At 65.6% G+C, this 18974-nt stretch carries 14 protein-coding genes; 9 read left to right on the top strand and 5 right to left on the bottom strand.

Annotated elements, in window-relative coordinates:
- Positions 1–110: 110 nt before the first annotated feature.
- From IQ25_RS21130 to IQ25_RS02195, 5 genes are read right to left on the bottom strand one after another with little or no spacing between them, the layout of a single operon-like run.
- Positions 111–272 (bottom strand): hypothetical protein, encoded by a 162-nt coding sequence (locus IQ25_RS21130; RefSeq protein ID WP_181447156.1) that lies wholly within the window; start codon positions 270–272, stop codon positions 111–113.
- On the bottom strand, positions 269–1153 hold the full coding sequence (bchO, locus tag IQ25_RS02210; protein ID WP_144901795.1) for an alpha/beta fold hydrolase BchO: 885 nt from the start codon (positions 1151–1153) through the stop codon (positions 269–271). Before bchO ends, IQ25_RS21130 begins: the two co-directional genes overlap by 4 nt.
- Positions 1150–2838 (bottom strand): magnesium chelatase subunit D, encoded by a 1689-nt coding sequence (locus tag IQ25_RS02205; protein WP_144901793.1) that lies wholly within the window; start codon positions 2836–2838, stop codon positions 1150–1152. The genes bchO and IQ25_RS02205 overlap by 4 nt, the downstream gene beginning before the upstream one ends.
- On the bottom strand, positions 2835–3836 hold the full coding sequence (gene bchI, locus IQ25_RS02200; RefSeq protein WP_144901791.1) for a magnesium chelatase ATPase subunit I: 1002 nt from the start codon (positions 3834–3836) through the stop codon (positions 2835–2837). Before bchI ends, IQ25_RS02205 begins: the two co-directional genes overlap by 4 nt.
- A 44-nt stretch (positions 3837–3880) precedes the next feature.
- Positions 3881–5155: a DUF3422 domain-containing protein gene (locus IQ25_RS02195; protein ID WP_144901789.1), complete on the bottom strand. Its 1275-nt coding sequence runs from the start codon at positions 5153–5155 to the stop codon at positions 3881–3883.
- Between the two features lie 278 nt (positions 5156–5433).
- Here IQ25_RS02195 and IQ25_RS02190 point away from each other — a divergent pair, with 278 nt between their 5' ends.
- The 9 genes from IQ25_RS02190 to IQ25_RS02150 all read left to right on the top strand — a co-directional run bounded on the left by IQ25_RS02190 (position 5434) and on the right by IQ25_RS02150 (position 18973).
- Entirely contained in the window at positions 5434–8412 is a 2979-nt protein-coding gene (locus IQ25_RS02190; protein WP_144901788.1) for a TonB-dependent receptor, read from the top strand.
- Positions 8413–8535: 123 nt separating this feature from the next.
- On the top strand, positions 8536–10083 hold the full coding sequence (locus IQ25_RS02185; RefSeq protein WP_144901786.1) for a tryptophan halogenase family protein: 1548 nt from the start codon (positions 8536–8538) through the stop codon (positions 10081–10083).
- Entirely contained in the window at positions 10080–10799 is a 720-nt protein-coding gene (locus IQ25_RS02180; protein WP_144901784.1) for a SapC family protein, read from the top strand. The genes IQ25_RS02185 and IQ25_RS02180 overlap by 4 nt, the downstream gene beginning before the upstream one ends.
- Complete coding sequence (locus IQ25_RS02175; RefSeq protein ID WP_338112181.1) at positions 10792–11814, top strand: cupin-like domain-containing protein; 1023 nt, start codon at positions 10792–10794, stop codon at positions 11812–11814. The genes IQ25_RS02180 and IQ25_RS02175 overlap by 8 nt, the downstream gene beginning before the upstream one ends.
- Complete coding sequence (locus tag IQ25_RS02170; RefSeq protein WP_144901782.1) at positions 11811–13313, top strand: tryptophan halogenase family protein; 1503 nt, start codon at positions 11811–11813, stop codon at positions 13311–13313. The genes IQ25_RS02175 and IQ25_RS02170 overlap by 4 nt, the downstream gene beginning before the upstream one ends.
- The gene (locus IQ25_RS02165) at positions 13310–14215 is read left to right on the top strand and encodes a glycoside hydrolase family 16 protein (RefSeq protein ID WP_144901779.1); all 906 of its coding nucleotides are present in this window, start codon (positions 13310–13312) and stop codon (positions 14213–14215) included. The genes IQ25_RS02170 and IQ25_RS02165 overlap by 4 nt, the downstream gene beginning before the upstream one ends.
- 6 nt (positions 14216–14221) lie before the next feature.
- The gene (locus tag IQ25_RS02160; RefSeq protein WP_144901777.1) at positions 14222–15283 is read left to right on the top strand and encodes a LacI family DNA-binding transcriptional regulator; all 1062 of its coding nucleotides are present in this window, start codon (positions 14222–14224) and stop codon (positions 15281–15283) included.
- Between the two features lie 5 nt (positions 15284–15288).
- On the top strand, positions 15289–16464 hold the full coding sequence (locus tag IQ25_RS02155; protein WP_258536931.1) for an MFS transporter: 1176 nt from the start codon (positions 15289–15291) through the stop codon (positions 16462–16464).
- Between the two features lie 79 nt (positions 16465–16543).
- Positions 16544–18973 carry a glycoside hydrolase family 3 protein gene (locus tag IQ25_RS02150; protein WP_246415394.1) on the top strand — a complete coding sequence of 810 codons (2430 nt, stop codon included), beginning with the start codon at positions 16544–16546 and terminating at the stop codon, positions 18971–18973.
- Position 18974: the final 1 nt, after the last annotated feature.

Here is an 18974-nt window from a genome sequence, read left to right as displayed (position 1 = left end):
GCGAGGCGACCAAGATCCCGGAGCAGGCGCTATTTGCCAGAAACTTCAAAAAGATGGATTTGCTGTCACCCTAGATGGGGTGTGAACCCGGCGATGCAAGGACGGATGGGTCAGGCCCCGTCGCCATCCTGCCGCTTCCTTGCCTCGGCCGCTTCCTTGTCCTTGGCGATCTCGCGATTGATCGAGCGGAGCTGCCACAGCCCGAAGCCCAGCGCGATGGCGGCGAAGACCGCGATTTCGATCCAACCGAAGTTCTCTCCCACGGCGTTCATGCGGGCGCTCCTGTCTTCTGCTCGGCAAACATGCGGATGAGTTCTGCTGCGCGGGCGGGTTGTTCCTCGTGGGCAAGGTGGCCGAGGCCAGGCAGGACGTCCAGACGGCAATCGGGAATGAGCTTCGCTGCGCGCTCCACCGAGGCAAGCGGCACGGCGCTGTCACCGCTTGAGTGCACCAGCAGAACCGGGCTGGCGATCTGCGGCAGGAGGCGGCTCAGCGCCTCTAGATCCCAACTGGCCATCATCTCCATCGCGCCGCCGCAATGGTGGTGGTTGCTCATCAACACTTCGTAGGCGGCGATCCCCTTGGCGTCGATCGTGGAGCCGGTGGCGCGGCGCAGGAAGCGGCCCGTCTCGCCGGGAATGCGCGCGATGCCGGATAGCATTCGCGGTACGAAAGGGTTCACGAACAGCGCCTTGGCAAGCGAGGGGAACAGCTTTGCTGCAAGGCCGGGGAAGGGCATCAGCGCCGGATTGAAGCCGACGACCGGCGTCGCCTCGCCCCGCGCATGGACCAGTTGCAGCGCAATCGCGGCGCCTGCGCTGTGCCCGGCGAGCAGCACCGGCTGAACATCAAGCTTGTCCAGCAGTGCATGGAGAGCAGCGGCCATGCCGGGAAGCGTCGGGCCCTGCTTTGGCCGCCCTTGGCTGAAGCCGTGGCCCGGCAAGTCCGGGGCGATGACCGTGAAGTGCGGCGCGAGCAGCGGCAGGACATCGCGCCAACTGTGCGTGGCAGCGCCGGTGCCGTGGAGCAGCAGCAGGGGCGGCCCTTCGCCCGCGACCTGAACGTGCCACTTCATGCCCGGAGTTTCGACGAAGCGGCTGGCCTCGCGGTTGGGCCAGTTGCGGCCTTCAACGTCCCAGCGCGGCCCGCTCATGCCCACTTCCGCTCTGGCTGCGCGGCGAGCGTGATGGCGGTCTTCAGCGCTTTGGCATCGGCAAAGGGCAGCGGGATATAGCGCGCGCGCATCGCCTCGGCCACGCGGGCGGCTTCGGGACGGGGGCGGGGGGAGATGTCGATCACCACCGCATCCAGCCCCGCGCTGGCAACGCCGCGCGCGGCGGACAGCGCGTCGGCATTGGCTTGCGGGCGTCCGGGCGAGCCATCGGCGGCGATGTTGGCGCTGCCGTCTGTCAGGAACACCAGCATCGGCGTGCGCCCGCGCGAGGCGACCGCGTCGGCGAGCTGGCGGGCGAGCGCTATGCCGCTGGCGAGCGGCGTGCCGCCACCGCCGGGCAGCTCGGCCAGCGCACGCTTGGCACGGGTGAGCGAGCGGGTGGGCGGTAGCAGCAACTCGGCCTGCTTGCCGCGAAAGGCGATGAGGGCAACCTCAGCACGTTTCACATAGGCCTGCGCAAGGATCAGCTCGACCGCGCCCTTGGCTTCAGCAAGGCGTGACATCGCGGCAGAGCCCGAGGCATCGACGCAGAACAGGGTGACGGCGGTGGCGCGTTCCTCGAAGCGGCGAACGCGCAAGTCATCGCGGCGGAAACGGATCGGGCCTGCGCCTTCGGAGGCGGGTTCGCGGCGGCGCAGGGGTTGCCAGGGGATCGCCGCGCGCAAGGTGTCGACCAGCGCCATGCGCACCCCGCCGCCAGGCATTCCGGGACGCGCGCCGAGCGGCTTTCCGCGCATTGCCGAACCGGTCTTGCGGCCCTGTCCGCCGCCACGCGCCGAGCGCTGGGCGCGGCCCTTGGCGATCAGATCCAGCACGTCGGGCGGGATCATCGCGCGGGCAGCTTCGATCAGCAGGTCTTCGGGAATTTCGGGTGGCGTGTCGTCTTCATCGCCTTCGTTCTGCTCGCGCTCACTCTCCGGGCGTTCGGGTTCGGGCGGCGGTGGCGGAGACTGTTCAGGGTCCGGCGGCAGTTGCGTGGCGCGTGGTGCAAGGACCAGCCGGGTCGCCGCTTCCAGATCGAGCATCTCCGCACTCTCGCGTCCGGCAAGCGCGGCATGGGTGCGGGCAGCGCCGGCGGCATGGAGCAGCGGGCACAGCGAGGAAACGCCGAGTGCCGTGGCCGTGGCGGCAAGCGCCGACATCGCCTCGCTTTCCAGCATGGCGCCGGAGGCCATTGCAGGTTCGGGTAAGGCCATCTTCAGATCAGCCGGGCGGACGAAGCCCAGATTCAGGTCGAACGCGACGCGCTCCATCAGCGCCAGCGGCGGCCGGTCATCCCCGTCCGCGCCGTCGTCGAGCAGGATCAGCCGGAACGCTCCGTCGTTGTCCATCGCCTGCGCCACGCGCCCGGCGACGTCGATGCGCAGGCGCTCGGCCATCGGCACGACGAGCACGCCGCCTGCGACTTCTGCCAGCAACCCGCGCTGGAGGACGAGCGTGCCAGTGGCAAGGCTGGCGGCAATGTCGGTGCCGCCCGACAGGCGATCATCGTCGATATGGCCGGGCAGGCGGCGAAATGGCGTGCCGGGCGGGAGCAAACCGCGCAGGGCTTCGAGCACCAAATCGCGCGCTGGCCCGCCGCCGCGCAGGACCATGCCGCCGAGTTTCGCATCACAGGCCAGCAGGCGCGCTGCAAGGAGCGCATCTGCCAGGGGATTGCTCATTTGAAGTGTTCGGCGATCGCGCGTTCGATGCGGGCGGTCGATCCGCTTTCGTCCAGCACATCGCGGCGCAGGCGGTGGCGCAGGGCAAGTGGGGCGATGTGCAGCAGGTGATCGCGCTTGACCGCCTTGGCGCCCTTGAGTGCGGCATAGGCGCGGGCGGCGCGCATCAGGGTGAGTTCGCCGCGCAACCCATCAACGCCGACCGCGCTGCACAGTCGCGCGGCATCGTGCAGCACTTCGTCAGGCACTTCGATCTTGCCAAGCTTCTTCTGTCCGCGCGCAATCTGGTGGAGGACCTTGTCGTCCTCCTCGGCCCAGCTCTGCGAAAAGGCCTCGCTATCGGCATCGTGGGAGGCGCAGCGGCGCATGATTTCGACCCGGCTCTCGATCTCGCGCGGGGTGCGCACTTCGACCGAGAGGCCGAACCTATCGAGCAGTTGCGGGCGCAATTCGCCCTCTTCGGGATTGCCGCTGCCGATCAGCACGAAGCGCGCCTTGTGGCGGACTGACAAGCCCTCGCGCTCCACCACGTTCTCGCCCGAGGCGGCAACATCAAGCAGCAGGTCGACCAGATGGTCCTCGAGCAGGTTTATCTCGTCGATATAGAGGAAGCCGCGATGGGCGCGGGCGAGAAGGCCGGGTTCGAAGACCTTTTCGCCGGTGCGCAGCGCGCGTTCAAGATCGAGCGAGCCGAGCACGCGGTCCTCGGTGGCGCCCAGTGGCAGATCCACGAAGGGAACCGCGCGCTTCGAGGCCTTCTTGCCCTCGCAGGGGCCGGGGCAGGCGCGGGGTTCATCGGGCGAACAGCCGAAGCGGCAGCCGTCCATCACCATGATCGGCGGGAGCAGGCTGGCCAAGGCGCGGGCGGCGGTAGACTTGCCGGTGCCACGGTCGCCAAAGACCATCACCCCGCCAATCGAGGGATCGACCGCAGCGATCAGGAGCGCGAGCTTCATCTCGTCCTGACCGACGATCGCAGAGAAGGGGAAGCGCGCCATCTGTCCAGTACATTGGACATTAACATGCGTCAGGACAAGCGGAATTATTTCTGTTCTGACGTCTTGATCAGCCGGTCCTTGAGCACGTGCATGGTCCACCACACCCCCAGCACCAGCGGGAGCACAAGCAGACCGACAACGAACTCGTCGGAAACGCCAAGCACATCGTCGGGCACAGCATAGAGCGCGTACTTGATCAGCCCGAGGACGTAGTAGCTGAGCGCCACCGCCGAGAGGCCTTCTACCAGTTGCTGCAACCGGGCCTGCATCGAAATCGACTGTTCCATCGAGCGCAGCAACTCTGCGTTCTGGTTCTCGATCCGCGTATCGATCCGTGCCCGCAGCAGCGATGCCAGCTGCTCCGTGCGGTGGGCGATGCGCTCGATCCGCTCGTTGGTGGCAAGGCAGGTGTTCATCGCCGGGCGGAAGCGACGCTGGGTGAAATCGACCAGCGAGGCAAAGCCTTCCACCGGCTTCACCTCGAGCTGTTCGAGTCGCTCCTCGACGATCTGGCCATAGGCGCGGGTGGCATCCATCCGGAACGAGATCGCGGTTGAAACCGAGGCAAGATCGAGCGCAAGGCCCGACAGTTCCTCTAGCAGGCTGTCGTCGCGTGCGTCGCTATTTGCGATGCGGTTGGACAGATCGCGCAGTCGCTCCTCCGCGGCATCGAGTTTGGGCCAGCTTTCACGCGCGACCGGGAGGCCGAGCAGCGCCTTGTTGCGGTAATTGCCCAGCTCCTGCATCCGCTGCAACTGTCGCGTCAGGTCGCGCCGATCCGCGCCGTTGGCCGCAACGAACAGGCGGCCAAAGCCATCGTCCATGATGCGGAAGTCCGACCAGACGCGAATGCCGCCGCCCACGGTGCTCGAAACAAGCTCGTCGCGGTTGAGTGAATGCCGGTCGAGCACGCGCTGCACGTCGGCGTCGTCTTCGCCCAGCCAGATCCGCGTGCTGCGGATGACTTGCCCTGGCAGCGTTTGCGCCCATGCGATGGCCTGACTGATATGTCCGTCGACCATCGGGTCCAGAAAGCCTGTCTCGTCGCACGGGGAAGTGTAGAGCGTGAGGCTGCTCCCCTCGCTCTGGCGTTCCCATGTGAAGGTCACGCGATCGTTGACGCGACCTTCCCGGTGCGCGGGGTTGCCGACCAGATCAGCACCACCGGCCTTTAGCTCGATGGCGTGGAGCTCCTCGGCGCGTTCGGCATCGTCGATGGCGAGGACCCATTGCACGATGTGGCAAGGCACTGGCAGCAGCGGCCAGCGCCGCAGATGCATCTCGCCGACAGCCCTGCGTCTGAGTTCATGGTCGCGCATGGGGTGATCTTTCCCTGAGCGCGGCTGGCATGATGTCCTCACCTGGTGGGCCGCCGCTTTGGTCGAAACCTATGCGAAGTTCCCGGGTGCGCCAAACGGATTCCTGAGACTTTGACCAAGCCGCGGCAGACATTGCCCTAAAGGACAATGCTGCACCCTTGCTGCATGGCGAACGCGCTTGACTGCGTGAACGTTCTCATTTAGGTGAACGTTCACAAGAGCAAGTCAGGCCCGAAATACGGCGCACAGCGTCGATTCCGAATCCAAGGGGGAGGACCATGAGAGTTTCCGCATCGCGCAGCAGCGCAGTACGTTCGGGCGCCATTCGCGCCGCAAGTCTCGGCGCCATGGCGTTGGCACTCGCTTCAACCTCAGCGCAGGCACAGGATGCCGCTGCGGCTCCCTCCGACGAAGGCGAAGCCATCGTCGTCACCGGCATCCGTGCCTCGCTGTCGAAGGCGCTCGACATCAAGCGCAGCGCGCAAGGTGTGGTCGACGCGATCTCGGCTGAAGACATCGGCAAGTTCCCCGATACGAACCTTGCTGAATCGCTGCAGCGCATCACCGGCGTTTCTATCGACCGGTCCAACGGCGAAGGTTCGACCGTGACCGTTCGTGGCTTCGGCCCCGATTTCAACCTCGTCCTGCTCAACGGCCGCCAGATGCCCGCTTCCAGCCTCGGCGGCAGCAGCGGCGCTCCAGCTTCGCGCTCGTTCGATTTCGCCAACCTTGCCTCGGAAGGCATTGCCGGGGTCGAAGTCTACAAGTCGGGCCGCGCCTCTCTCGCCACCGGCGGCATCGGTTCGGTCATCAACATCAAGACCGCCAAGCCGCTTGATCGTCCCGGCTTCCACGGCAGCATCGGCGCCAAGGCGGTCTACGACACCTCGCTGTTCGACGGCACCAGCATCACTCCGGAAGTGTCCGGCATCATCAGCGACACTTTCGCCGATGGCCGCATTGGCGTGCTGCTGACCGGTTCGTATCAGGACCGCAAGGCCAGCCAGGCACAGTTCAACGCAGGCTGGCGCGAAGGCTACCTCGGTTCGGAAAACAACTGGGGTTCGCTCGCGCAGCCGGGCACTCCGGGCGCTGCCAACATCCAGAACCGCCCCGGCCCGAACGATATCTATCAGGTCACGCAGAACGCGGGCTACGATTTCACCACCTTCCGCCGCAAGCGCATCAACGGTCAGGCCGTCGTGCAGGTCAAGCCTACCGACACGCTGACCGCGACCGTCGACTATACCTTCTCGCAGAACACCATCGACGCGCGCACCAACTCGATCGGCGTGTGGTTCAACCACGGCGACACTTCGAGCAGCTGGACCGATGGCCCGGCGGCTGGCCCGAACTTCTATGCCGAGAACTTTGGCCCCGGAAAGGACCTCGCTATCACCGGCGCGGTCGCGGCCAACCGATCGCGTAACCACTCCATCGGCGGCAACCTCAAGTGGGATGGCCCCGGCGGCTTGCGCCTCGAACTCGACGGTCACCACTCGACCGCCGAGAGCAAGCCGACCAAGCCTTATGGCTCCGGCATTGCCGTGGGCAGCGCAATCTTCGGCGTGAAGTCGCAGAAGGTCGATTTCACCTCCGACATTCCGGTCATCAGCGTGGAGATGTATCCGGGCGCCGAAATCAAGGCCTCGAACATCCGCCCGGCAGGCAACGCCTTCCGCACCGCCTACATGCGTGACGAGATCAATGAAGTCGCACTGCGCGGCGGTTACGATTTTGATGCCTCGTTCATCGACAGCCTCGACTTCGGCGTGACCTACACCGAAAACAAGGTGCGCTCGGCCTTTGGCGTGATCCAGAACGACACCTGGGGCGGCACGCTCTCGGCAGCTGATACGCCCGACGATCTCTACCAGATTCGCAATCTGCCCAAGGACCTGTCGGGCATGTCGGGTTCGCAGGATGCGTCGATCATCCCGAACTACTTCGAGATCAACACCGATGGTCTGATCAAGTTGCTCGACAGCCAGCTCGGTATCTGCAGCACCGCCGTCGCTGCGGGCACCTGCATTGCCAAGTACACGACCGACCGCACCGTGCGTGAACGCACTTGGGCGCCCTATCTCCAGACGACGCACTCGTTCGACCTGGGTGCCGGCAAGGCCCACCTGCGCTTCGGCCTGCGTTACGAGAAGACCAAGGTCGACTCGACCGCGCAGGTTCCGATCCCGGTTCGCACCATCTGGACCGGCGGCAACGAAACCGCGATCGACTATGGCAATCCGCAGCAGGTTGCTGCCGCCTCGCTCAAGGGTGAGTACGAAAACTGGCTGCCCGCGATCGACTTCGACATGGAGCCAATCGACAACGTCCGCCTGCGCGCATCCTACAGCCAGACGATCACGCGTCCCGACTATACCTCGCTGCAGGGGGGCACCACGCTCGCCTCGCCGATCCGTATCGGTGGCAGCACGGCATCGAGCGGCAACCCCGGTCTGCTGCCGTACAAGTCGAACAACGTCGATCTATCGGCTGAATGGTACTACGCGCCAACCAGCTACGTTTCGGTGGGCTTCTTCCACAAGGTCGTGAAGAACTTCATCAGCCAGACGCAGGTAAACCAGCCTGCGTTCGGTCTGACGAACGCGGCAGCCGGTGCCAATGCTGCAGCAGCGCGTGCGGCACTCGGCCCCAATGCCACGGCGCAGCAGCTGCTCGACTACATCGGCACCAACTTCCCCTCGACGGTCATTCGTGACAACAACGGGGTCGTTACCGGCGTCATCGGCCAGTCCTCCGATCCGCTCGTCAACTTCATCACCACGCAGCCGACCAACAGCGACCAGAAGGCCAAGCTCTGGGGTTGGGAATTCGCAGTGCAGCACAGCTTCTGGGATACCGGCTTCGGTGCCATCCTGAACTACACCGTGGTGAAGAGCGACACGAAGTTCGACAACACCCTTCGCTACACCATCCCGCAGTTCGCGGTGAACGGTGTCAGCGATAGTGCCAACGCCGTGTTGTTCTACGACAAGAACGGTCTGCAGGCTCGCGTTGCCTATAACTGGCGCGATGGGTTCCTCTCCGGCTACGGGTTCGATCCGTACTACGTGAAGGCCTATGGCCAGTTCGACGCCAGCGCTTCGTATGAAATCCGCAAGGGCGTGACGGTGTTCGTCGAAGGCATCAACATCACCAACGCCGACCGCAAGGGCTACCAGCGCAACAACCAGACGGTGTTCTTTGCGGCACCGGGCTATGCGCGCTATGCTGCCGGTGCACGGTTTACCTTCTGAACCTGATGGGATGACCTTCGGGTAAGGAAACCGGCGGCCCGTACTGTTCTTGCAGTGCGGGCCGCAGGGGTTTTCGGAGCGGACAAGACGGCTGGATCAACCGGCGTCTGGATTGGGTGAGCGATGAGCGGGTCGGTGCAACAGGTTGTCATCGTAGGCGGCGGCACCGCAGGGTGGCTTTCGGCCTGCCTGCTCGCGGCGCGGCGGCCCGAGCTTTCGATCACGCTGGTCGAAGCGCCCGACATTCCGACCATCGGCGTGGGCGAGGGCACTTGGCCTACCATGCGCGAGACGCTCGCCACGATTGGTATCGCGGAAGCAGAGTTCATTGCGCAATGCGACGCATCCTTCAAACAGGGTTCGCGCTTCGATGGATGGGTCGATGGAGGCGAGCGGGACAGCTACCTCCATCCGTTCACGCCGCCACCATCCGGCGATATGGCCGGGATGCTTGCAGCATGGCAGGCAGAAGCACCGCTGCAGCCATTCGCCTCCGCCATGACGCCCCAAGCCGTCGCTTGCGCCGAAAGCCTTGCGCCGCGTCAGCGCGCGATGCCCGACTATGCTGGTGCGCTGAACTACGGTTACCATCTCGATGCAGGCAAGTTTGCCGCCCTGCTGAAGCGCCATGCCACCACCCGACTTGGCGTGACGCATATGGCGGCGCAGGTCACCGCGGTTGCCAGCGATGCGTCGGGCAACATCGCTCATCTGCACCTGCATGACGGGAGCGAACTGGCTGGTGACTTCTTCATCGATTGCTCCGGCCTCGCTGCGGTCCTGATCGGCGGGCATTGCGGCGTGCCTTGGGTCGACCGCTCGGACGTGTCCTTCAACGACAGCGCGCTGGCTTTGCAGGTGCCCGTCAAGCCGGGCAGCCCCATCGCCTCACAGACCATCGGCACCGCGCATGAGGCAGGCTGGATCTGGGATATCGCGCTGCCGACCCGGCGCGGCATCGGTTGCGTGTTCTCCTCGCGCTTCATGGATGATGCTCGCGCTGAAGAGGTGCTGCGTGCCTACGTTGCGGCCAAAGTGCCCGGAGCCGATCTATCGTCCCTGCGTCCTCGCAAGCTGACCTTCTCCACTGGCCATCGCGAGCGTTTCTGGCAGGGCAACTGCCTTGCCGTTGGCCTCTCGGCAGGCTTCATCGAACCGCTGGAAGCTTCGGCCATCGTCACCATCGAACTGTCGATCAAGGCACTGGCCGAAAATTTCCCGCGTCGTGCCGAAACGATGGGCCTGCTGGCGGATCGATTCAACGAACTGTTCCGCTACCGCTGGGATCGCATCGTCGAATTCCTCAAGCTCCACTATGTCCTCAGCCGGAGGCCTGAGCCCTACTGGCTGGCCCAGCGCGATCCGGCAACCATCCCGGCGCGCCTTGCCGAGTGCCTTGAACTCTGGCGCGATCAGCCGCCCTCGGCCTGGGACTTTCCCCGCATGGACGAGTTGTTCTGCGCAGCGAGCCAGCAGTACGTGCTCTACGGCATGGGCTTTGCCGCGCCCGCCGGAACCTTTGACCCGGCCACGTTGGAGCGCCTTGCCGAAGTGCGCCAGCGTTCGCGCGCGCTGGCAGCAGCGCTGCCTTCGAACCGGACCTATCTTGATGCCCTGCGGCCGGTTGCGGCTACAGACCCAATCGCCATGCACGGAGCGGCAGTGAAATGAGCAACCACGCAATCCTCAACCCGGCCGACCACGGCGAGTTGCGCATCGACACCGCCGCCAGCGCAGAGCTTGGTGACAACGTCATGGCCTGCGCCACCGTCCCGGCCGAGTTCCGTTCGGTGCAGGCGCATTACCCCATCGTGCTGCGCCGCGATCTTGCCACCGGCAAGCTGGAGGCTCTGGCGCTGCTGGGCTTCGAAACGGGTGAGAACCTGTTCCTGCGTGATGGCACCTGGGACGCGCCCTATCGGCCGCTGTCGATGGCAATCCGCCCGTTCCTGGTCGGCCGTCCGGCGACACCCGATGCCGTGCCGCAGGTTCACGTCGATCTCGACCATCCGCGTATCAGCACGACGGGCGAGGGCATGCGCGTGTTCGACGCCAGCGGGCAGCCCACGCCTTACCTCGAGGACATCGCCGCCAAGCTGGGCGATCTCGACCATGCCCACCGCGAGTCCGCCGACTTCTTCGCCGCGCTCGATCGCTACGAGCTAGCCGAATCCTTCACGCTCGAAGTGACGCTCGACGATGGCGCAAAGAACTCGCTCGTCGGCTATCACACGATCAACGAGGAAAAGCTCTCTGCCCTTGATGGCGCTGCGCTGCAGGACCTGATGACCAGCGGCCACCTCGCGCGGATATACATGATCATCGCCTCGCTCTCGCACTTCGGCGATCTGGTCGCCCGCAAGAACGCCAAGGTTCGTGGTGGCTGACAAAACCGCCCTGTCGCTTCCTGCCGTTGCCGAAAGGACGCTGGGAGAGCCGCGCGATCTCGACGCGATGCTGCGGGGCGCGCGCGAACCGTTCGTGCTGCGCGGGCTCGTGCGCGATTGGCCGCTGGTTCAGGCGGGCCTCAAGTCCGCCCGCGCCGCCCGCGCCTATCTGATTGAGCGTGCGCGGCCCGTGCCGTTTACCGTTTCGCTCGCCGATCCCGGCAGCGGTGGTCGGCTGTTCTACGACGCTGCCATGCAGATGAATTTCCGCACCGCGCGCGGCAAGCTGGCGGATATCTTTTCAGGCTTCGATGCCAACGAAGGCCGCGCCAACCATCCTGTGATCTACCTCGGCTCGATCGATGTGCCGACGCATTTCCACGGCGTCGATGCTGAAAACCGCGTCGATCTCGGTGCGCGCGATCCGATCACCAGCCTGTGGATCGGATCGCCCACCCGCATCGCCGCGCACAACGATTTCCCCGACAACCTTGCCTGCTGTGTCGCCGGACGTCGCCGGTTCACGCTGTTTCCGCCCGACCAGTTCCGCAACCTCTACCTCGGCCCGATCGACAACACGCCAGCGGGCCGTGCGGTGAGCATGGTCGATTTCGCCGCGCCCGATTTCGATGCCCACCCGCGCTTCGCCGAGGCGCTGGCGCATGGACAAGTGGCCGAGCTTGAACCCGGCGATGCGTTGTTCATCCCCTCGATGTGGTGGCACCATGTCGAGGCGACAGAACCGTTCAACATCCTGCTCAACTACTGGTGGCGCGATACGCCGCGCTACATGGGCCAGCCCCAGACGGCACTGACTCACGCGCTCCTCGCCATCCGCGACTTGCCCGAGGCCGATCGCGCCGTTTGGCGGGACCTGTTCGATTACTACGTGTTCTCGGGCGGCGATGAGGCCCGGGCGCATATTCCTGAAGAGGGCCAGGGCGCGCTCGGCCCCATCGACGCGCAGGGCGCTGCCCGCATTCACCAGTTCATCCTGAGGAGCCTCAGCCAATGACCGCTTCGCCTCTGCCCCGCCGCATCGTCATTGCCGGAGGCGGCACCGCCGGATGGATGACCGCAGCCGCGCTCGCCCGCACGCTCGGCCCCGTCGCGCAGGTCACGTTGGTCGAGAGCGAGCAGATCGGCACCATCGGCGTCGGCGAAAGCACGATTCCGCCGCTTGTCACCTACAACCGCCTGCTCGGCATCAACGAGGCCGAGTTCATGCGCGCCACGCAGGCGACGTTCAAGCTGGGCATCAATTTCGAAAACTGGCGGGTACAGGGCGAAAACTATTTCCACTCGTTCGGCGGCACCGGTAAGGACCACTGGTCCGCAGGCTTCCAGCACTTCTGGCTCAACGGGCTGGAGCGCGGTCACACCGAGCCCTACGGCGAATACTGCCTCGAACTGAAGGCAGCCGAGGCGGGCAAGTTCGCGCATCTTCCCGATGACCGGATGAACTATGCCTACCAGCTCGATTCCGCGCTCTATGCCAGGTTCCTGCGGGCGATGGCCGAGGCCGACGGCACGACCCGGATCGAGGGCAAGATCGCCCACGTCGAACTCGATGGCGAAAGTGGCGACATCGCGGCGCTGGTGCTCGAAGGGGATCGCCGCATCGAGGGCGACCTGTTCATCGACTGCACCGGCTTTCGTGCGCTGCTGATCGAAGGCGCGCTGCGGGCAGGCTATGACGACTGGACCCACTGGCTCCCCTGCGACAGCGCCATCGCGATCCAGACGTCGAGCGTGCGGCCGCCCGTCCCCTACACCCGCGCCATCGCGCACGAGGCGGGCTGGCAGTGGCGCATTCCGCTGCAGCACAGGCAAGGGAATGGCGTCGTCTATTGCAGCGACTACCTGAGCCACGAGGCAGCGCTCGAAAAGCTGCTCTCGACCGTGGAAGGCGAGAAGCTGGTAAAGCCCAACCACATCCGCTTCCGCACCGGCGCGCGGCGCAAGCAGTGGCATCGCAATTGCGTGGCGGTCGGCCTTTCCGGCGGATTCATGGAGCCGCTCGAAAGCACCTCGATCCACCTGATCCAGCGCGCGATCCTGCGCATCGTGCGGATGCTTCCGGCAGGTCCGATCAGCAGCCGTGACATTGCCGAGTTCAACGACCAGCAGTTCACCGACATGGAGCAGATCCGCGATTTTCTCGTCCTGCACTACAAGGCGACCGACCGGCGCGACACGCCGTTCTGGCGGCACTGCGCCAGCATGGCAATCCCCGCCAGCCTTGAACAGAAGATCGAACTGTTCCGCGAAACCGGCCGCGTGTTCCGCAAGAACGAGGAACTGTTCGCCGAGAATTCGTGGGTGCAGGTGATGATGGGGCAGGGGATCAATCCGGCCAGCCACCATCCCGTCGCCGCCAAGCTGCGGGACGAGGAACTGGCGCATCTGCTGGGCACATTGCGCGAACAGGTCAGCCGTACGGTCGCTGCGCTGCCTTCGCATGGCGATTACGTGGCGCGCTATTGCTGTGCGGAAGTTCCGGCGGCGGCATGACCATTCTGTTGTTGGCTGCCGCTGCCGCCGCGCCCGAATGGCAGCTCGTCTGGGCCGACGAATTCGACGGCGCAGCGCTGGATCGCAATCGTTGGGTTCTGGCCGAGGACTGCTGGGGCGGCGGGAACGAGGAGCGGCAGTGCTATACCGCGCGGCCTCAGAACCATCGGGTGAAGGACGGCGTGCTGGAGATCGTCGCCCAGCGCGAGGACTTTACCGGCCCCGCGTTCCCTCGCGACCAGCGGGATAATCCACAGAAGGCCGTGGCAACGCGGGAGAAGCCGTTCACTTCGGCGCGGCTTTCGACACAGGGCAAGGCTTCGTGGCTTTATGGCAAGGTGCAGATCCGCGCGCGCCTGCCGCAGGGGCAGGGCACCTGGCCCGCAATCTGGATGCTGCCGGAAGACTGGGCCTATGGCGGCTGGGCACGCTCGGGCGAGATCGACATCATGGAAGCGGTCAACCTCGGCCAACCTTGCGAGGCGTGCGAGGGAGGCCAAGAAAACCGCGTACTCGGCACCATCCACTTCGGCGGCGAACCACCGCGCAATCGCTATATCACCGAGGAAACGCAGCTTGCCGATCCGACAGCGTTCCACACCTACGAGGTCGAGTGGGACAAGGACAGCATGGTCTGGCGCGTCGATGGCAAGGACTATGCCCGCCGCGCACCGCACGAATGGCATACACTCGCATCCGACAAGGCGGGCGCACCGTTTGACAAGCCGTTTCACCTGATCCTCAACCTCGCCATCGGCGGGCATCTGCCCGAAGGGCGCAACGCGAAAGGCGTCGATCCTTCGGGTTTCCCCAAGGCGATGGCGGTCGATTGGGTTCGCGTCTGGCAAAAGCCGCCGGTTGCGGATAACGCTCTCAAAGGAACGAAGAGCGGGGGTAACTGACAACCCATGGCGCGAAGGCGGCAGGCGGTAACGATCAAGCACGTGGCAGCCGATGCGGGTGTCTCGCTGCAGACGGTGAGCCGTGTCATCAATAACGAGGCCAACGTACGGCCCGAAATGCGCGAGAAGGTCCAGGCCTCGATCGACAAGCTGGGCTATGTCCCCTCGATCGCGGCGCAGCGGATGAGTGGGTCGCGCTCCTATCTGATCCTTGCCCTCAACGACCGCGAACGAACGATTGCCGACTGGCGCGCGCGTCAAGGCACGGACTGGGTCGACCAGATGCTGCTCGGGGGAATGCTCGAATGCGCCGAGCATGGCTACCGCCTGATCTTCGAACTCGTCGACACCCACAACGACCATGTCGAGCGTGAGCTAGGCGCAGCGATTGCGGCGCTGCAGCCCGATGGCGCGATCCTGACCCCGCCCCACTCGGACAATCCGCAGATCCTCGAAACGTTGACCCGCCACCACGTTCCCTTCGCCCGCATCGGCGCACAGGTGCACGAAGAGGGGCTGCCCGATGGCATCATGGTTTCGATGGACGACGAGGGCGGTGCACGCACCGCGACGCGCCACCTGCTCGATCTCGGGCACAAGCGCATCGGCTTCATTTCCGGTCCGTCTGAGTATCGTCTTGCGGGCAAGCGTGTAGACGGTTGGCGGGCTGAGATGGATGCGGCTGGCCTTGCGACTGAGGGCCTGCTCGAAGCGGGCGACTTCACCTATCCTTCGGGCGTCCGCGCTGCGCGGGCGCTGCTGAGTGCTGCCGATCGGCCAAGCGCGATCATCGCGAGCAATGACCAGATGGCACTGGCGACGGCGGAAGTTGCTGCAGAACTCGGCCTTGCCATCCCCGAGGACCTCTCGCTGGTCAGCTTCGACAACACGCCGCTGGTACGATTTACCCGTCCGGCGCTGACGGCTGTGGACCAGCCGATTGCCGAGACGACGGCGAGCGCCGTGCGTATGTTGATCGCGGCGCAGCGTGACGGCGGGGCCGACATCGCACCGCTGCTCCTGCCGATGGGCTTCGAGGTACGCGGCTCCACCGGCCCTGCAAGCTGAGCGGCGTGGACCTCAACAACCGCCGGGAGCGCCGCTTCCTCGCGCTTTACGCGCTGGCCTGGGCGGGATCGACCATCGGATATGTTCCGTTCCTGACCCTGCTGTTGCCAATGCAGGTGCACCTGCTGGCGGGGAGCGAGGCGGTGCGCTGGCTGGCGGCGACGACGTTCCTCGGCGCAATTGCGGCGAGTGTCTGCAACATCGCCTTCGGTTGGCTGAGCGACCTTGCCGGGCGGCGAAAGCCTTTCGTGCTGACAGGTCTGCTGCTGTCCTGCGCGATGCTTCAGGCAGCGCCGCGCGTGGGGTCGCTCACGGCCTTGATCGTGGTCATCGCCGTCTGGCAGCTCAGCCTGAACCTGATGCTAGGCCCCCTTGCGGCCTGGGCGGGAGATCGCGTGCCCGATGGCCGCAAGGGCATGCTCGGCGGCTTGCTCGCCTTCGCGCCTGCATCGGGCGCGCTTGCGGGAGCGCTGGTCACGCTGCCGTTTTTTGCCGATCAGGTCCAGCGCTTTGCTGCAGTCGGCGCGATCGTCACGGTCTGCGTGCTGCCACTTGTGCTGCTGGGCGAGGATGGCGGCCGGGCTGGGGCGGAACCTGCGACTGGCGGTGGGGAAGTGGCGAGCAAGGTGCTGCGCGCGATGGCCACGCGGATGTGGATCGCACGCTTGCTGGTGCAGGTTTCCGAAGCCTCGCTCTTCGCCTTCTTCTACCTCTGGCTGCGCTCGGTCGATCCCGTGCTGGCCGACGGTGCGATTGCCCGGGTCCTGCTCGTTGCGATGATCGCCGGGGCTCTTGCGGCCCTGCTCGCGGGGCGCTGGGCGGATCGTGCCGGCAAGCCAGTCGTGCCGCTGACGCTGTCGTCCGGCGGAGCGGCGGTGGGGCTTGTGGTGATGGCTCTGGCATCGGGGCGCGATCTGGCCGTGGCGGGATATATATTGTTCGGCCTTTCGACTTCGGTGTTTCTCGCCCTTCACAGCGCACACACCTTGCGGGTCTTGCCTGACAGCACGCGTCGTGGGCGCGATCTCGGGCTGTTCAACCTGACCAACACGATCCCTTCGCTCGCGGTCCCGGCCCTGACGCTCGCCCTCGTTCCCTCGCTCGGCTTTGCCGCGCTCTTCGCCGTGCTTGCAGCGCTTGCTGTGGCGGCGATGGTGCTTCTTTCCAGACTGCAGCACTGACCGTCGCGCAGGGCTTGATTTCCGCCGCCGAACATGGGAAACGCTCATTTGAGAACGTTCACAGAATTTGGGGAAGTCGATGTCGAAGGGAACCACGGCGCGCCTGAAGTCGGGGATGAAAGCCGGTCTGCTGGCTTCGTCGCTGCTGTTGCTTGGCAGCACTGCGCTGCAGGCCGCAGAAGGCGGCGTTGCCGATCCTGCGAACTGGCCAGCCGCCCGCAGTCCCGCTGCCCTTACAGATCGGGCGACCGAGCGCGCCATCAATCGCCTGATCAAGCGCATGACGCTCGAGCAGAAGGTCGGGCAGGTAATCCAGGGCGACATCAGCTCGGTCACCCCCGCCGATCTCGAGCGCTATCCGCTCGGCTCGATCCTCGCAGGCGGCAACAGCGGACCCTACGGCGACGAACGTGCCGATGCGGCCAAGTGGCTCAAGCTGGTCACCGAATACCGCGCGGCATCGCGCAAGGTCGGGGCGGGCGTGCCGATCCTGTTCGGCGTCGACGCGGTCCACGGCCATTCGAACCTGCCGGGTGCGACGATTTTTCCGCACAACGTCGGGCTCGGCGCGACGCATGATCCCGAACTGATCCACCGCATCGGCAAGGCCACTGCCGCCGAGGTTGCGGGCTCGGGCATAGAATGGACTTTCGCGCCCACGCTCGCCACGCCGCAGGACCTGCGCTGGGGTCGCGCCTATGAAGGCTACTCGAGCGACCCTGCCGTCATCGCCGCCTATTCCAAGGCGATGGTCGAAGGCCTGCAGGGGCCGCTGCGGTTGGGCAAGCCACTCCCCGCTGCCAAGGTTGCCGCCAGCGCCAAGCACTTCCTTGCCGATGGCGGGACCGAAGCTGGCAAGGACCAGGGCGATGCCAAGCTGCCCGAGGCCGAACTCGTCCGCCTTCACGCGCAGGGCTATCCCCCCGCCATCGACGCCGGCGCGCTGACCGTCATGGCGAGCTTCTCGAGCTGGAACGGGGTCAAGAACCACGGCAACCGCTCGCTGCTTACCGACGTGCTGAAGGGGCGGATGGGCTTTACCGGGCTGATCGTCGGCGACTGGAACGGCCATGGCCAGATCCCGGGGTGCACCACCACGGACTGTGCAGCTGCGATCAATGCCGGGCTCGATCTCTATATGGCGCCCGACAGCTGGAAGGGCCTGTTCGACAACACGGTGCGCGAAGTGCGTGATGGCACGATCCCGATGGCGCGGCTTGACGATGCAGTGCGGCGGGTGCTGCGGGTGAAGTACAAGCTCGGCCTGATGGGCGCCAAGCCCGTCGGGCGGGGCGATCCGGCAGCGGTCGGCGCGCAGGCGCACCTCGATATCGCGCGCGAAGCCGTGGCCAAGTCGCTTGTGCTGCTCAAGAACGAAGGTTCTGTCCTGCCGATCCGTCCCGGCGCCAAGGTCCTCGTGACCGGTCCGGGGGCTGACAGCATGGCGATGCAGGCGGGTGGCTGGACCATCACCTGGCAGGGCACCGATACCTCGGCGGCAGACTTCCCCAAGGGCCGGACCATCGGGCGCGCCATCGTCGAGGCGGTCAGCGCGGCAGGCGGAAAGGCGGAGATCGCGAGCGATGTCCCGGCGAAGAAGCCCGACGTTGCCGTCGTAGTGTTCGGCGAGCAGCCCTACGCGGAATTTCAGGGCGACGTGCCCAACCTCATGTTCCATCCGCGCGAGGGCGAGCTGGAATTGATGAAGCGGCTGAAGGCGCAAGGCGTGCCGGTCGTCGCGGTATTCCTTTCGGGCCGCCCGATGTTCGTCGGTCCCGAACTGAACCTTGCCGATGCTTTCGTTGCTGCCTGGCAGCCGGGCTCGCAAGGGCAGGGCGTGGCCGATGTGCTGGTGGCGGGCAAGGACGGCAAGCCGGTGCGCGACTTCACCGGCACGCTGTCTTTCGACTGGCCGCAGGACGCGCGCTCGCCGATGGTCGAGCCGCTGTGGCGCGTTGGCCACGGCTTGAGCTATGCAAAGCCCGCCAAGGTTGGCGCGGTCAACGAAGACCCGCGCGTGGAACTCGGCTCGGCGCTGAGTGAGACGACCTTCATCCGCGCTGGCAAGGTGATCGATCCGTGGCGGCTGGGGCTCGACAGCACGGTCACCATGCGCGCGGTCGATGTTGCGGCGCAGGAAGACGCGCGGCAGTTCAGCTGGAGCGGCAAGGGCGATTTCGCGCTCGACGGTCCGCCGGTCGACATGCAGCGCCACCTCAACGGCGGCTTCGCGCTGCGTCTCGACTGGCGGCCTGATGCGCGCGGTTCGGGGCCGGTGACGGTCTCGTTCGCGGGCGTGCGGCTCGATGTCAGCCAGAGCCTCGGCGCGGTGGGCAAGCCTGCGACGTTGCGCATTCCGCTGACCTGCTTTGCTGCGCATGGGGCGAAGTTGCAGGCGGTGGGCTCGCCGTTGCGGATGGGCGCGGACAAGGGCTTTGTCGTGAGCCTGCGCAATGCCGGGATCGAGGGCGTGGGCGAGACTTACGCCTGCCCGCCGCTTGCTAACTGAG

The organism is Novosphingobium taihuense (assembly GCF_007830315.1).
GTDB classification, from domain to species: domain Bacteria; phylum Pseudomonadota; class Alphaproteobacteria; order Sphingomonadales; family Sphingomonadaceae; genus Novosphingobium; species Novosphingobium taihuense.
Note: the sequence above shows the minus strand (reverse complement) of the source record. Positions and strands in the feature narration are given on the sequence as shown.